This is a genomic window from Blastopirellula sp. SH421, assembly GCF_057808535.1.
This window is the reverse complement of the sequence record NZ_CM173712.1, coordinates 6,371,971-6,386,065: the sequence shown is the minus strand read 5'-3', so window position 1 is coordinate 6,386,065 and position 14,095 is coordinate 6,371,971. Positions and strand designations below refer to the sequence as shown.

Genomic DNA, 14,095 nt, shown 5'->3' with positions numbered 1-14,095 from the left:
TGACAGTCCTTGCGACTTAGGGAATGGCGGATCGGTTATTTTGCGGCAAGACCACGGTAAACACCGTGTTCCCCGGGATGGACTCAAAGGAGATCTCGCCCCCAAGTTGGGAGACGTACTTTTTGGCCAAGGCCAGTCCAATGCCGCTGCCTGCGATGTCGCCTTGGGAGAAGCGTTGAAACAACTTGAACACGCGGCTATGAAACTCGGGTGGAATACCGACTCCGTTGTCCGCTACAGAGAAGCAAAATTTGTGAGGTTCGCTCCATGTCTTGAGTCGCACGATGCATTCAGGCTGTTGAGGATCGCAATACTTGATTGCGTTGGATAACAGGTTTTCGAGCGTAACGTCAAAGCGAACGGCAATACTGTAGACCGGTTCGAGATGTCGAAATTCGGTGCTGACTTTGACCGAGTTGGTGTCTAGGGACGCCCAAATCATTTCAAAGCGATTTTGAACATTGATTGCTTCCCAACCGACCTCGACCATTTCGGACTTCGCCAGCGACAACACGACCTCGATGCGCGAGGCCAGACGCTCGGCCAGTCCTTGGGCTTTCAGGAGGTTAGCCTTCACTTCGGCTTGATCGCCCAGTTCCAAGTCGGTATCGCAAACGTGGAGCAAGCCAGCAATCGACGCCAGCGGCGCTTTCAAGTCATGCGAAGCGCTGTAGGCGAATTGCTTCAGCTCATCATTCAGTCGCTCTAGCTCGGTCGCCTTCAAGGCGATTTCCAATTCTTTCGCTTTGCGGTCCGTGATATCGATGATGGTCGCCATCGTCGATTTTCCGGCCATTTCTTCGACCGGAGTCAGACCAATTTCGATGGGGAATTCCGTTCCGTTCTTACGTACTCCGAACAAGTCGCGTCCACTTCCCATTTCTCGGGCGCTGCGATCGTTGTTGTAACTGACCCGATAGGCCGCATGTTTGCGGCGGAATCTTTGGGGGATGAGATTCTCGACCGGGTGCCCGATCATCTCAGCGTGTTCATAGCCAAATAATTGACAAGCTTTGTTGTTCACCAGTTCGATCGCGCCAGCTTCATTGACTTGAATCATGGCGCTAGAAGCTGCGTTGAGTGCCCGCACGATAATCGCTTCGTGTTTCTTCCGTTCGCGGATATCCAAAACCGAGACGATCACCATCAGCTCTGCGCCGACTTGGACGGGATCGAGGCCAACTTCGACCGGGATCATTTCGCCATCTTTTCGCACTCCATGCAGGTCCCGTCCCGTCCCCATGCGGCGACTTGTGGGGAACTCGAAAAAGGCGTCGCGCAACTCAGAATGAAAGATGCGAGTTTTCTCGGGGACCATCACTTCGACCGACTGGCCATAGAGTTCGCCTTTGCGATATCCAAATAACTCATCAAGCCGGCTATTGCTGCGGATGACTTTTCCTGCCGACGAGATCAGCATGATGGCGATCGGACAGATCTCGATATCGATCGAAAAATCGTCGGTCGGACCGACATGGTCACTCATCTCCGCCATCCTGCCCTCCCCCGTTCCTGCATGAGGGCGAATCCGGAGCCCCATCGCGGCCAGCAGGAGATTGGGCTTGAGCGCCCCTCCTTTCGGCTTCGCTATTGTGCCCCATTTCACCAGCGTCGACAACATCGAGCAGCAAAACGGGCTGCCCAAAGATCAAGGCGATTTAGAGCGGCGCTCACGTTTGCCTGGGATTACTGTTATTTCCCCAAAAATGGCTTGTCGAAAAATTTTGTTAGATCGGAAATGAAGGATCGATGATGTGAATTGTCTGCTTTGTTTTGCTCGCCTAGGGCGTCTCGACCGGCGAATAAATTGCTGTCGGTGTAGGTAAAATCTGTTCTAGAGCGCTCACTCGCTGCTCCAGCGATGAGAGGCGAGCCTGGGTTTCGGGACTGGTGCCGGTGCAGGTTTTGGTCCCCAGGCTAAGACTAAAACATCCGCTCACAAAGACCATTAAGCTTCCCGAACAGAGCATCATCGCCAGAGAGGGAGAACGCATCGGCAGGCCTGCAATTGAATGGTTAGAGAGAGAATCACGCCGAGGGGGAATAATCGGCATGCATTGGCCGCTGGTCAAGGTCAACTTGAGTGGTTGATAGCGGCGCCAGCAATCGTCCATTTTGGCGGGCCAATCGCGGCCAAGTCGATTCTTGCCGAGCGCACAAAAAAAGGGCGAACCTGACGGCCCACCCTTTTTAAGGAAAACGTTGGTTTGTTTAACGGCAGTTGACGCAGTTACCGTTGCAATTGCCATTGCCGCAGCGCGAGCCAAAGCGCCCCTTAAATCCGCCGCCACCATGGTGGTGATGGTGCATTGAGCTGTAAGGGTTGGGCTCGCGATGTTCCCAGGGGCCACGCACATAGTAGACCCCAAACTGATAGGTATTGTTGGGCCAATGCGGGGTGGGGCTTAGTTGCGACAACGATTCGGCCGAAGTGGGACCGGGATAGACCGGACCAAATTGGTGATTAATCGGCGTCACGCGGCTCGACGGCACGCCCCAGCTGTAGTTGGTTTGCAGCGAAGCGGTCGGCGGCACGACCAAGGCCATCGGCGTGTGCCAGTCTTGGTAGTAGTATCCCCCGTGCCACGGATAGGTCTGAGCATTCTCCGCGGCAATCACGGCGGCGCTGTTGTAGGTGACAGGCCAGCCGGCTTGAGCGCTGCCGGCGGCTGCGGCCGAAGCCGCAATGCCGACCAATGCGGCGAAAATCAGGTTACGGGTCATCACTGGGGATCCTTGCGTAGAACTTGCTTGGTCGTCTGGCCGACTTAGAACAACGGATTGATTGGCGAAAGCCAATTGTGACCGCCGTACCAATGAACGCTCGTTCGATTCCAGCCGCGCCCGCCGTTGTAGGTTTGGTAGTAACGTCGTGAGTGTCGATACAAAAACTCATGCGGAGCCAGCGGCGGATACGTGATACTTGTGTGGCCCACCAGCGGCGGAGTCGGAAACGGCGCGACGTACATCTCGGCGTTGATCCCGTACTGTTGGTCTGCGACGTAGTACTGCGTGAACGGCTGTTGGGCCGAGGCTGAGCTTGCGATTGTCAGGCCAGTGGCCAAGACAAAACCGCAGATCAACGCTCGCATGGCGAAATTTTGCATCGTCGTCTCCTTCGGCATGCGGCATATTCGGCCGCCGTCGAGCAGTAATAAAATGTTCGGTTGGGTATTGCGCGAGCGCCCTGGATGGATGCTCTCGCAAAAAAAATCGACTGCTGGAAACGTTATTCGGAACTCCGCAAGCAACGGGTGAATGTTTCTCGCCGGTTTATGCCAAGTGCCCCTAGTGTGACGATCCTGCCGTCTTTTCCGCAAACTCGCGGATTGTGCAGTCGTTGTAGCCGGCAAAGTTTACTACAATCGGCAACTTGTCTTGGCTAGCGACTTCGCCGTCCGGCTTGCAGGAAAGTTGCCCCCTATCCCAATTTGCTGGGGGTTGCGATTCGGTGGTCCGTCAACGAAATTACGCCGCAGACGGAAGTTTGGACGCTTTCGCGCCGATGTTTGTCGAATCACTTTCTCTTCCCAAGCATGTCACGGATCTGACGCTGCCAGCCCGAAAGGAACGCCTGTTTTGTCGACGATTGAGGCGGAAATGACGACCCCTAGCTCTCCCAAAAGCAAACGCCGGGCAACGGCCGAAACGATGGCCAAAAGCCAGCGTGAAATTTCGGTCAGTGAGTTCTTCGCCAAGAACCGCCACTTGCTCGGTTTTGATAATCCCCGCAAAGCGCTGCTGACCACCATCAAAGAGGCGGTCGACAACTCACTGGACGCTTGCGAAGAAGCGGGGATCGTCCCCGAGATTTGGGTCCACGTCGAACAGACAGGGACTAACCGCTATAAAGCGGGGATCCAGGATAACGGTCCCGGCATCATGAAAAAGCAGATCCCGCTGATCTTCGGCAAACTGCTATATGGATCCAAATTCCACCGTTTACGGATGAGCCGCGGCCAGCAAGGAATTGGTATCAGTGCGGCCGGCATGTACGGTCTGTTGACGACCGGCAAGCCGGTCAAAATTGTCTCGAAGATCTCGATTCGTAAACCGGCTCATTACTATGAGCTACGGATCAACACCAAGACCAACGATCCCGAAATCCTGGACGGCGCTGACATCGAAGCCGGCGAAAAAGGGCACAAGTACATCGCCGCAAATGGGATCGAATGGGTCACCCACTACGATCCCAAGACGCCGGAAGCGAAGCCAGAAGAGCTGCGCAGCGGCACCCGCGTCACCATTGAGCTAGAAGCGAAATATCAACGCGGCCGCGGCAGCGTGGACGAATATCTAGAGCAAACGGCAATCGCCAATCCGCACGTAACGATCCACTATTTGGATCCCGAAAACAACCTGCGGAACTACAGTCGCTCGACCCGCAAGTTGCCGCCAGAACCGATCGAAATCAAGCCGCATCCGTACGGCGTTGAAGTCGGCCGGCTGATTACCATGCTAAAGGAAACGCCGGAAACGACGATCTCTGGATTTCTTACCAACTCGTTCTCACGAGTCTCTAACGGCATCGCCAAACAGATCTGCGACGCAGCGAAGATCGGTACGCGGACGCATGGGAAAAAGCTGAACCGCGACGACATCGAAAAGCTGTATCACGCGATTCAAGAAACGAAGATTAGCAACCCATCGACCGACTGTATTGTGCCGATCGGCGAGGATCTGTTGCTCAAAGGGATGCACCAAGTGGTGCCGGCCGAGTTCTACTGCGCCGCAACGCGGCCCCCTTCGGTCTATCGCGGCAATCCGTTTTTGATCGAAGTCGCATTGGCTTATGGTGGCGCCGTCGAAACCACCAAGATTACCAAGGATCTGCTGAAGGAGTTGTTGTCCGAAAGCGACGCGCGGACTGTTCGTCAGTTTTTGATCAACACCTTCAACGGCCTTGGCGCTGATGCTGCCGACAAGATTACAAAAGCTTCCAAGATGGGCGCGCGAAAGAGCCCCGGCAAACTGAAGCCGCGTGAGATTGACGGTTTGTTTGATGCAATGCAAAACGTCAACGTCAACGAAGGGCAGTCGATGAACGTCTTGCGGTACGCCAACCGCGTGCCGTTGCAGTTTAGTCAGGCCGGTTGTGCGATTACGCAGTCGATCACCGGTATGAACTGGCGAAGCTATGGACTGTCGCAGTCGCGCGGCAACTTGCCCAGCGGTCCGGTGACGTTGATGGTCCACATGGCCAGCGTTTGGGTGCCGTTCACCAGCGAATCGAAAGAAGCGGTTGCAAGCTACCCCGAGATTCAAAAAGAACTTCGGCTTGGGCTCCAAGCGGTAGGGCGTAAGCTCGGCATGTTCCTGCGCAAACGGCAGTTGGTCAAGCAACAAGCTGACCGACGCAGCATCTTCCTGCGTTACCTAGGCGAAGTTGCGACCGCAGTCAGTGAGCTGAACGGCTGTGATCGCCAAGCGGTGTATGACAATCTGATGGCGGTCGCGCAAAAGAAGACCGCCGAGGCCGACATGAAACTGAACTCGTCCGGCAAGCTGGTCGAAGAGATCGAAGACTTTGGCGACAACGTGTTGATCGTCGAAAAAACGACCGCCGATTTGCTGAATCGACCGAGCGCCGCCAACAACGAACTAGAGGACGACTCGCCGCTGAACGATGGCAGCGACGAAGAGTTTGAAGAAATGGAAGACGAATAGTCGGCAGCTAATGCACGCAGCTTGGCATGGGCCACGGGACCGCAGCGCGAGTTTTGAGGTTCCGCTATGTGAGGACCAAGAAAGAATGGAGCGCGGATTCCCAGGATGAAGAACGGATAACGCGGTAGAAATTAAGTCGAAAGCGTTCACACTAGCCCGCAGCGCCAGCGAGGGAATCCGCTTGGCGATTCCAATCCGGTTCGAAGTAGCCAGACGAATTCCCTCGCTGGCGCTGCGGGCTAGTGTCCACAAAATTCGAGATCGCACACAAAAATACAACTCACCTAGAAGATAGACGTAGCTCCATGGCCAAGAAAAAATCTGTCAAGAAGCAAGCGGACCTGCCGTTGAACAGAGACAGCAACGAGAAGGTCAAGCTGACGCAGCGTGACAAAAAGACGATCGGCAGTCTGATCAATCTGGCTGATACGGTCGTTGCTTCTGCGCAAAAGACCAAAGATCCGCGTCTAGAAATTCCGACGCGCAGTCTGTCTAACGTCCGCTATAACAAGTCGCAGCGGATTTTGGAGATGGGCAAAAATACCACCGCGCGACAGCTCTTCAACTTGAATCAAGCCAAGAGCTACATGCAGACGATGCTGGCCGCCGCCGGCTGCAAGCGGCTGGTCGAATCAGGCAAGACAACCAGCATCCGAGGTCTCTACTACCTGATGAAGCATACGATCGCCGGCACCAAAGAAGAAACCTTCAGTGATCAGGCCGAAAGCGATCCGATCATCGAAGACTTGGAAGTGTTGCTCGAATCGCTACGCGAAGAACTGCATCTCTACGCGCAGCAGCGAGGTAGCATGGTCGGAAATATTGTCCTGAATGACAAAGGGGACACGATCGACTGCTCACGCATGGGGAGCGGTGGCTACGGGATTCCGTCAATCGTCGAAGAGGACGTAATTCAGTTTACGGAGTGCGGCGCCGACTTTGTCCTGCATGTCGAAAAAGATACGGTCTGGCAACGTTTTAACGAAGACAAGTTCTGGAAGAAGCACAACTGCATTCTGACGCATGGTAGTGGACAGCCGCCGCGCGGCGTTCGTCGTTTGCTGCATCGCTTGCACAACGAGTTAAAGCTGCCGATCTACTGCGTTTTTGATAACGATCCGTGGGGATATTATATCTACAGCGTGATCAAGCAAGGCTCGATCAATCTGGCCTATGAATCAAAGCGGATGGCGGTGCCAGAAGCGAAATTTCTGGGACTGCGCGCGATTGACTACGAACGTTGCAATCTAAACCCCAGCGTCCAAATCGCGCTGAACGACACCGACCGCAAGCGGGCCAAGCAAATCGCCAAATATCCCTGGTTCGAGCAGAAAAAGAGCTGGCAAAAAGAGATCCAAAAGCTGTTGGACAACGGCTTCAAGTTAGAAGTCGAAGCGTTGATCAGCCAGGGGCTGAGTTATGTGACCGACGTCTACGTGCCAGAGCGTTTAGAAGACAAGCAATGGTTGGACTAAGGATAAGGCGTTCGTGAATTTCAGCTTGGCGCGTTAGAATTAGCCGATAGCCCATCAAACTCCTGTTGGCTCCCTAAGGAGGGCGCAAAGTGAACTTTGAGAAACCGCCGGAACTGGCCGACTACTACGCTGTTGCCGAGATTCCGGTGCAATGGGGCGACATGGATTCGTTCCAACATGTCAACAACGCGGTTTATCTGCGCTGGTTCGAATCGGCACGCGTCGAGTATCTCTCGGCAGCCAAGTTAGACGGAGTGATGGCCGAGACCGGTACCGGTCCGATTCTCTACTCGGTAACTTGCAACTTTCGCCGCCAAGTTCGCTTTCCTGATACGGTTTTGATTGGCGCCAAAGCGACACGGCTCGGCGGAACCAGCATCCGCATCAGCCATGCGATCTACAGCGTCAACCAAAAGCAAATCGTCGCCGATGGCGAATCTGGCGTCGTTTACTTTGACTACAAGAACCAGCAGGCGATGCGCATTCCGGATGAAATTCGGTCGCTAATGAAGACTTTTGAAGGACACGATATTTAATTTCGGTCTGCTATGAATCAGCCACGTGCGAAGGCCGAAATCTACGATCTGCCTGAATATTACGACATCATCTTTGCCGACGAATGGGAAGCGGAGTTCGATTTTCTCCGCTTCTGTTTCGACCGTTATGTCGAAGGGCCTACGCAGCGACTGTTAGAGCCAGCTTGCGGCACCGGACGATTGCTGGTCGAGCTACACAGCGCCGGTTACACGGTCGCCGGAGTCGAACTGAACGAGTCGATGGCGCAGTATTGTCGAGCTCGCTGTCCCGGAGCCGATCTGCTGGCCGGCGACATGGCCAACTTTCGACTTGATCAATTTGCTTGTTCGGAGCCGTTTGACGCCGGTTTCAACATGATCAACAGCGTGCGGCATCTGCTGTCAGAAGAATTAGCCGTCGCCCATTTTCGCTGCATGGCGGCGGCGATTCGTCCCGGCGGAATTTACATCGTTGGGCTTCATCTCACACCGACCGTCGGACAGCCGCTCGAAGATGAAACGTGGATCGCAACCCGCGATGGCGTAACGGTTACGTGTCATCTAGAAACGTATGATCGCGATCTCGACGCGCGGATCGAACGGGCTTCGCTCTGCTACGACATCGCAAAGAATGGTCACGACGTCCAAGTGGTCGGCGATCTTAATTTTCGGACTTATACCGCCGAGCAAATGGAGCAAACCTTGCAAGCGGCCGGCGGTTGGGAAGTCGTTGCGACTTATGACTTTACCTATGACCCCCACGAACCAATTGTCGTGGGGGAAGATAGCGAAGATGTCGTCTATGTGCTACGGCGGAAGTGAACCACAAAGCAGGGCGGACCGTGCGATCATGCCCCTACTGCGAAAGCGAAACCGGGTTGCCGTCTGCTTTGTTGGCCAGGTTCTGTAGGACGCTCCAGTTCATCGTTTTGGGCATGAATTGGACCGAGCCATCACACAGCAAAAAGAAGCAACCGCCGGCCGAGTGGGCGCTGCCAAAGTTGGCGTCTAGATCACTCAGCGTGCCGGTGACCAGCGGCTGACTGATCGGCGATTTCAGCATGCGGGTGGCATGAAAACCCCAGCGATAATGCGGACCATCCACGTTGGTTCGATAGACGTTGTCAGGTCGGCCAGGGAACTCTTCGATCCGTTTCTCGCCGATCGCAAACGTGTTGGAAAGCCCATCGGTGATGTTGGCGAAGTTCACGTTCGTAATCTGGCTAAATACGCCAAACACAAGGGCTTTGTTGGACGTGTTGCTGTGGCTCCCTTCACCGCCGGCGCAAAATGCGTAATCACCGCGCGAGCAGGTGACCATATAGTCGCCGGGTTGGCCTGCTTCAGGTTGGCGGCGCGAAGGGCAGAAATAGCCGGGTACCAGATTAGCGATCCCATCCGCGTTGTTGGTGTGAGTGACAGCTTCCTTGATGTCGAATTGATCGTGAATGTTGCCTTGCTCTAAAAAGGGAAGCAGCGGCACAAAGCCGCTCATGGTGTTGTAGTTGGTTCCAGCGGTACTGCTATAACCGCCCTGCGGCAGCACGCCGAATGTGTCATGAAAGTTATGCAGTCCCAGGCCAAGCTGTTTCAGATTGTTCTGGCATTGGCTGCGACGAGCCGCCTCGCGGGCTTGCTGCACCGCCGGCAACAACAGCGCGATCAAGACGCCGATGATCGCGATAACGACCAACAGTTCAACCAGGGTGAAGCCGGCGAACGGCTGGAAAGTGTGAGCGTGGAGCTTTCGATTGCGTCGCATTGGGATTCTCTCCGAAGAGTGCATGATGACAGCGATGAATGGTGGGCAGAGCCGGCCGCGCAGCCAAGTTTAAAGTTCGATATCGATCGTATTGGGCTCCGTATTGACCGTCCGGCTGAGCGGAGTTGTCGACAGGGACGAGTATTTGGGCGGAACCAACGGCCGCGGCAATTCATAGTTGGGGTCGTTCACCTCCAGGCCTGATTTAACCTCGGTCGACGAGTTCACGATCACGCGATGTTCGCCGGCGACCGCACCATCTCCGTCACTTGCTAGTGATAAGACGTACGTTCCGTCCGCTTTGATTTCACCGCGCGACGCCGGCAAGGCTTCATCCACCGGGTTAAAGATGATCGTGCCGCGCGACAACGGTTTGCCGTCGTAGGTGATCTTGCCTTGAACGGGAAAGGATTGCGGCCCTGCGTTGCCGCTACAGCCGAGCAGCATGGCCGTGAAAAACAGAGAAAAGAGGGGACAAGCTTTCATCGTAAGGCCTTTTTGGGGTTCCGCTGGGGGCCGGGGCGGCGGCGCGCTTACCTCTCTCTGGCCACTGCATGGTGAAGGACTTCCATGCCTGACCAGCGCCGCAACAAATCGGCCGGCCGGCAAGCACCAAGGAAGCGAGCGAAAGAGAGAGCAGGATCAACACAGACGTCAAGTTGACTCTTGACGCTTGTTCATCGTGGCGGCACAGCGCAGCGCATTCAATCCGAAAATGCGTAGTAAAAATCCGTTATTTTGCCAGATGCGCAAATAGTCAGAAGTGGGGCGCCTGATTGTCCCAGGTAAGAAACCTGCCCTTTAAAGGTCAGGCAGGGAGTGGGATCGCAAGCTTAGTTATCGCCGATCCGCTCGGCGTGCCCCGGAAAGCATTGCTCCAGCGCTTCTCGCACGGTCGATGTGATATCGGGCAAGCTGACCGGTTTGGCCAGAATGGAAAAAACCTGAGCTGCGATCGCTTGCTGGCGGATCATGTCATCCAGATTGCCGGAGAGCAGAATGCAAGGCAACTGCGATACGGTGGTGCGACATTCCACGATCGCTTCTAGCCCCGTCTTGCGCGGCATATGATAGTCGAACAGCGCCACATCGATTCGCATCGATCGCACGAGATCAACCGCTTCCAGCCCATCTTTCGCCAAGTGCGTATTAAAGCCGCGTGCGGCAAATACTTCGGCCAACGCTTCGCGAAAACCGCGATCGTCATCGGTGATCAACAAATTAGGGGCTTGAACAATCCCCATGGTTAATTCTTCCGTCCATGCTCGGTTGAAAGGAAAGCTCGTTGGCTAGGCGCCGTTTTATAAATAGTCGCTGATTACCTCTAGAGCAATTTTAATTCCAATTTCTCAATGTGCAGGCAGATTTGCAGTAAATCTCGACCATTTAAGCATTTGGCACGTTTTGTAGTCCTATTGCGGTAAGTCCCGCCGCTGCCGAATTGACAGGCGGTTGCCTAGATTGACATCATGCAGCAAATCATCGCACTTTTACGTAAATCATGACGGCGAGGGTACTTCAAATGCCGATTCCGTTTGCGGTATAACCAAGTACGCATCGGGCAGTGCACGTCAATCTTTCCGCCGAGCATGTATCGGTAGATGCCCGTATTGCGTTCTAAACCCTTGCTGCTAGGACAGTTAGGGTTAGTCGCCGATCGCCGCCAAAGAGGGTTGCAGGTGAGTAATAAACCCGGATTCTGGGCTCGTAACGAATTTTTGATTCGCCGGCTCCATTCGCTGACAGGTCTTTTACCGGTCGGCGCGTATATGATTGTCCACTTATTGGTGAATTCGAGCGTCGCTGTTTCGCCGGAGACGTTTCAGCGGAGCGTTTTCAGCATTCACTCATTGGGGGCGCTGTTGCCGCTGGTCGAGTGGACGTTCATCTTTCTGCCGATCATGTTTCATGCGTTTCTCGGTCTGATGTTTACGTTTGGCGCATCGCCCAACTACACCGAGTACCGCTATGACAGCAATTTCCGTTACACCATGCAGCGGGCGACCGGCCTGCTGGCTTTTGTCTTTATCGCTTGGCATGTGTTTCACATGCACGGTTGGATTCATAACGAAGCCTGGCGACATCTGATCGCCGGCTACGGAGGGATGTTTCATCCCTACAATGCCGCAAGCTCGGCCGGGTTGGCGATGCAGGCTTCGGTGCTTTATCCGGTTTTCTACACGATCGGCGTATTGGCCTGCGTGTTTCACCTGTCGAACGGCTTGTTCACGATGGGGATCACCTGGGGCGTGTGGATCAGTCCGAAAGCGCAGATCGGCGCTAAGCTGGTGACCAGCGTCTTTGGCTTAGGACTCGCACTTGTGGGTATCACCGCGATCGTAGGTCTCTCGACGATGAAAAACTTCAGCGAGATCCGCGAAAAGGAAAACACCGCCTACGAATTGCTAGTCGAAATCGGAGACATTCCGGCCAACCCCGAAAAGCGGGATCTGTCGGCCGATGAATCGCTAGATGTGGCTCCGCTGTACGAGGGGGCGCCGACTGCTCCGAAAACAGAAGCAGCAGACAAACCGGCGGTCAGCGAGTAACCTCGCGCTACGATATTAGAAACAAAGCATACCCTGGTCGTCACTTGGCGGCCCGACTTGAGACGAGGACATTCTGGCATGGCGAAGCAACGCGTTCTAATCGTCGGCGGCGGACTTGCCGGTTTGGCGGCCACGATGAAACTGGCCGAACTCGGCATCGCAGTTGACCTGCTGAGCATCACTCCGGTCAAGCGTTCGCATAGCGTGTGCGCCCAAGGGGGGATCAACAGCGTCAACGATCAGACGCGACAATTGGGCGACAACGAGTGGAAACACTTTGACGACACCATCTACGGCGGCGACTTTTTGAACCACCAGCCGCCGGTCTATGAGATGGCCAACTGGGCGCCCAAGGTGATCGATCTGATGGATCGCTTGGGGGTGACGTTTAATCGCACGCAGGAAGGCTTCCTTGATCGCCGCCGCTTTGGCGGTACGCTCTACAAGCGAACGGCGTTCGCCGGAGCGACCACCGGCCAGCAGTTGCTGTACGCGTTGGACGAACAAGTTCGCCGCTGGGAAGTCGAAGGGCTGGTTAAGAAGTATGAAGCCTGGGACTTTATGAGTCCTATCTTGGACGATGCCGGCGTCTGCGTCGGCGCCGTAGCGCAAGATATTGTGACGATGGAGCTGCGGACGTTCCGAGCGGATGCTGTGGTCGTTGCGACCGGCGGTTGCGGTTTGATCTATGGTCGCTCGACCATGTCGATGACCTGCACCGGCAGTGCGGCGAGCCGATGTTTGCAGGTTGGCGCCAAGTATGGCAACGGCGAATGCATTCAGGTGCATCCGACCGCAATTCCCGGCGCTGACAAATTGCGCCTGATGAGCGAAAGTGCTCGCGGCGAAGGGGGACGCGTCTGGGTTCCGCGCACGCCGCAAGATTCGCGTGCCCCCAAAAGCATTCCTGAAGCGGAGCGTTACTACTTCCTCGAAGAACGTTATCCCGCATACGGCAATTTGGTGCCGCGCGACATTGCGACGCGTGAAATTTTCAACGTCTGTATTAACGAAGGGCTAAGTGTCGAGAAAGATCGCCCCTGCGTTTATCTTGACCTGACCCATATCGACGCCGCCGAACTAACCCGCAAGCTGGGCGGCATTCTCGATATCTATCAGAAGTTCCAAGGGGTCGATCCTCGTTTCACGCCGATGAAGATCTTCCCGGCGGTTCACTACTCGATGGGCGGTCTCTGGACCGATTATCAGCGGACGGCTGAAGGTGGGCTGCAGCCAGGTTCCCCTAAGAACCAGGTTACCAACATCCCAAACTTGTACGCGATCGGCGAAGTCGATTACCACTATCATGGCGCCAATCGCTTGGGGGCGAACTCGCTGCTCAGCTGCATTTTCTCGGGACTGTTTCTGGCGCCGGGACTTGAAACGCTGCTCAAGAGCGTGCCGGAAGGACAAGCCGCGCATGAGCGTCCGCAGTCGCTGTTTGACTCAGCACTGACCAAGCAAAAGAACCGTCACGAAGCACTGCTGAAAAACACCGGTGGAGAGAACCCCTACCTGATCCATCAGGAACTGGGGAACATCATGACCAAAGCGGCGACCGTAGTCCGCGTCAATGAACAACTTGAGAACGCGATCGGCGTCGTCCATGATCTGGGCGAACGCGTCAAGCGCTGCTCGTTGTCCGATACGGGATCCTGGTCGAACCAAAATGTCTTGTTCACCAAGGCGCTGCAAGATATGTTCCCGATCGCCAAAGCGATCCTGAAGGGGGCCCTGCTACGTGACGAATGCCGTGGCGCCCATTACAAGCCGGCGTTTGAATTGCCGGGGCTGACCTCCGAAAATTATGAAGAGCGTCACCACCAGGCCGAACAATGGTGCGACAAGTTCCAGGAGAACGTCGACAAGTTCCTCAAGTCGACGATCGCAACGATCGACGACAAGGGGGATCCGACGATCACTTACGAAGAAGTCGACACCTCATTGCTGCCGCCGCGCCCTCGACTATATGGTTTGGTCGGCGCTGACATCATCGAAAAGACCTGGAAAGAACGAACTCGAGCGAAGCAAGCAGCAGCCAAAGCTGCCGAAGCCGCATCGAACTAATCACGAACAACCGTTGAACCTGCCGTCGCGCTGCGACGCTTTTACCGATTCTCAGGAGTC

General features: G+C 55.1%; 13 protein-coding genes. 6 read left to right on the top strand and 7 right to left on the bottom strand.

What is annotated here, in order from left to right:
- Nucleotides 1–16: 16 nt before the first annotated feature.
- From SH421x_RS25910 to SH421x_RS25895, 4 genes are all read right to left on the bottom strand, one after another.
- Entirely contained in the window at nt 17–1,486 is a 1,470-nt protein-coding gene (locus tag SH421x_RS25910) for a sensor histidine kinase (protein WP_488852919.1), read from the bottom strand.
- A gap of 295 nt (nt 1,487–1,781) precedes the next feature.
- Nucleotides 1,782–2,114 carry a hypothetical protein gene (locus SH421x_RS25905; protein WP_488852918.1) on the bottom strand — a complete coding sequence of 111 codons (333 nt, stop codon included), beginning with the start codon at nt 2,112–2,114 and terminating at the stop codon, nt 1,782–1,784.
- Between the two features lie 97 nt (nt 2,115–2,211).
- Nucleotides 2,212–2,724, bottom strand: coding sequence for a hypothetical protein (locus SH421x_RS25900; RefSeq protein WP_488852917.1), 513 nt, complete (start codon nt 2,722–2,724; stop codon nt 2,212–2,214).
- 44 nt (nt 2,725–2,768) lie between these two features.
- Nucleotides 2,769–3,107, bottom strand: a complete 339-nt coding sequence (locus SH421x_RS25895) for a hypothetical protein (RefSeq protein ID WP_488852916.1) — start codon at nt 3,105–3,107, stop codon at nt 2,769–2,771.
- Between the two features lie 472 nt (nt 3,108–3,579).
- Between SH421x_RS25895 and SH421x_RS25890 the strand changes: the two genes are divergently transcribed.
- The 4 genes from SH421x_RS25890 to SH421x_RS25875 all read left to right on the top strand — a co-directional run bounded on the left by SH421x_RS25890 (nt 3,580) and on the right by SH421x_RS25875 (nt 8,479).
- Complete coding sequence (locus SH421x_RS25890) at nt 3,580–5,667, top strand: DNA topoisomerase VI subunit B (RefSeq protein ID WP_488852915.1); 2,088 nt, start codon at nt 3,580–3,582, stop codon at nt 5,665–5,667.
- Between the two features lie 305 nt (nt 5,668–5,972).
- Nucleotides 5,973–7,142, top strand: coding sequence for a DNA topoisomerase IV subunit A (locus tag SH421x_RS25885; RefSeq protein ID WP_488852914.1), 1,170 nt, complete (start codon nt 5,973–5,975; stop codon nt 7,140–7,142).
- 89 nt (nt 7,143–7,231) lie between these two features.
- Nucleotides 7,232–7,678, top strand: a complete 447-nt coding sequence (locus tag SH421x_RS25880) for an acyl-CoA thioesterase (RefSeq protein ID WP_488852913.1) — start codon at nt 7,232–7,234, stop codon at nt 7,676–7,678.
- Nucleotides 7,679–7,690: 12 nt separating this feature from the next.
- On the top strand, nt 7,691–8,479 hold the full coding sequence (locus tag SH421x_RS25875; protein WP_488852912.1) for a class I SAM-dependent methyltransferase: 789 nt from the start codon (nt 7,691–7,693) through the stop codon (nt 8,477–8,479).
- A gap of 34 nt (nt 8,480–8,513) precedes the next feature.
- Here SH421x_RS25875 and SH421x_RS25870 read toward each other — a convergent pair whose 3' ends face one another.
- The 3 genes from SH421x_RS25870 to SH421x_RS25860 form a co-directional block, all read right to left on the bottom strand.
- Complete coding sequence (locus SH421x_RS25870; RefSeq protein WP_488852911.1) at nt 8,514–9,419, bottom strand: DUF1559 family PulG-like putative transporter; 906 nt, start codon at nt 9,417–9,419, stop codon at nt 8,514–8,516.
- A 69-nt stretch (nt 9,420–9,488) separates the two neighbouring features.
- Nucleotides 9,489–9,905, bottom strand: coding sequence for a hypothetical protein (locus tag SH421x_RS25865; protein ID WP_488852910.1), 417 nt, complete (start codon nt 9,903–9,905; stop codon nt 9,489–9,491).
- A 347-nt stretch (nt 9,906–10,252) separates the two neighbouring features.
- Nucleotides 10,253–10,663: a response regulator gene (locus SH421x_RS25860; protein ID WP_488852909.1), complete on the bottom strand. Its 411-nt coding sequence runs from the start codon at nt 10,661–10,663 to the stop codon at nt 10,253–10,255.
- Nucleotides 10,664–11,098: 435 nt separating this feature from the next.
- Here SH421x_RS25860 and SH421x_RS25855 point away from each other — a divergent pair, with 435 nt between their 5' ends.
- Both SH421x_RS25855 and sdhA read left to right on the top strand, forming a co-directional pair.
- Nucleotides 11,099–11,968, top strand: a complete 870-nt coding sequence (locus tag SH421x_RS25855; RefSeq protein WP_488852908.1) for a succinate dehydrogenase cytochrome b558 subunit — start codon at nt 11,099–11,101, stop codon at nt 11,966–11,968.
- Between the two features lie 78 nt (nt 11,969–12,046).
- Nucleotides 12,047–14,035, top strand: a complete 1,989-nt coding sequence (gene sdhA / locus SH421x_RS25850) for a succinate dehydrogenase flavoprotein subunit (protein WP_488852906.1) — start codon at nt 12,047–12,049, stop codon at nt 14,033–14,035.
- The last annotated feature ends 60 nt before the right edge of the window (nt 14,036–14,095 follow it).

Coding starts and splice junctions, on each gene's coding strand:
- SH421x_RS25910 (WP_488852919.1), bottom strand. CDS start 1,486: ATGAGTGACCATGTCGGTCCGACCGACGATTTTTCGATCGATATCGAG.
- SH421x_RS25905 (WP_488852918.1), bottom strand. CDS start 2,114: ATGGACGATTGCTGGCGCCGCTATCAACCACTCAAGTTGACCTTGACC.
- SH421x_RS25900 (WP_488852917.1), bottom strand. CDS start 2,724: ATGACCCGTAACCTGATTTTCGCCGCATTGGTCGGCATTGCGGCTTCG.
- SH421x_RS25895 (WP_488852916.1), bottom strand. CDS start 3,107: ATGCAAAATTTCGCCATGCGAGCGTTGATCTGCGGTTTTGTCTTGGCC.
- SH421x_RS25885 (WP_488852914.1), top strand. CDS start 5,973: ATGGCCAAGAAAAAATCTGTCAAGAAGCAAGCGGACCTGCCGTTGAAC.
- SH421x_RS25875 (WP_488852912.1), top strand. CDS start 7,691: ATGAATCAGCCACGTGCGAAGGCCGAAATCTACGATCTGCCTGAATAT.
- SH421x_RS25870 (WP_488852911.1), bottom strand. CDS start 9,419: ATGCGACGCAATCGAAAGCTCCACGCTCACACTTTCCAGCCGTTCGCC.
- SH421x_RS25865 (WP_488852910.1), bottom strand. CDS start 9,905: ATGAAAGCTTGTCCCCTCTTTTCTCTGTTTTTCACGGCCATGCTGCTC.
- SH421x_RS25860 (WP_488852909.1), bottom strand. CDS start 10,663: ATGGGGATTGTTCAAGCCCCTAATTTGTTGATCACCGATGACGATCGC.
- sdhA (WP_488852906.1), top strand. CDS start 12,047: ATGGCGAAGCAACGCGTTCTAATCGTCGGCGGCGGACTTGCCGGTTTG.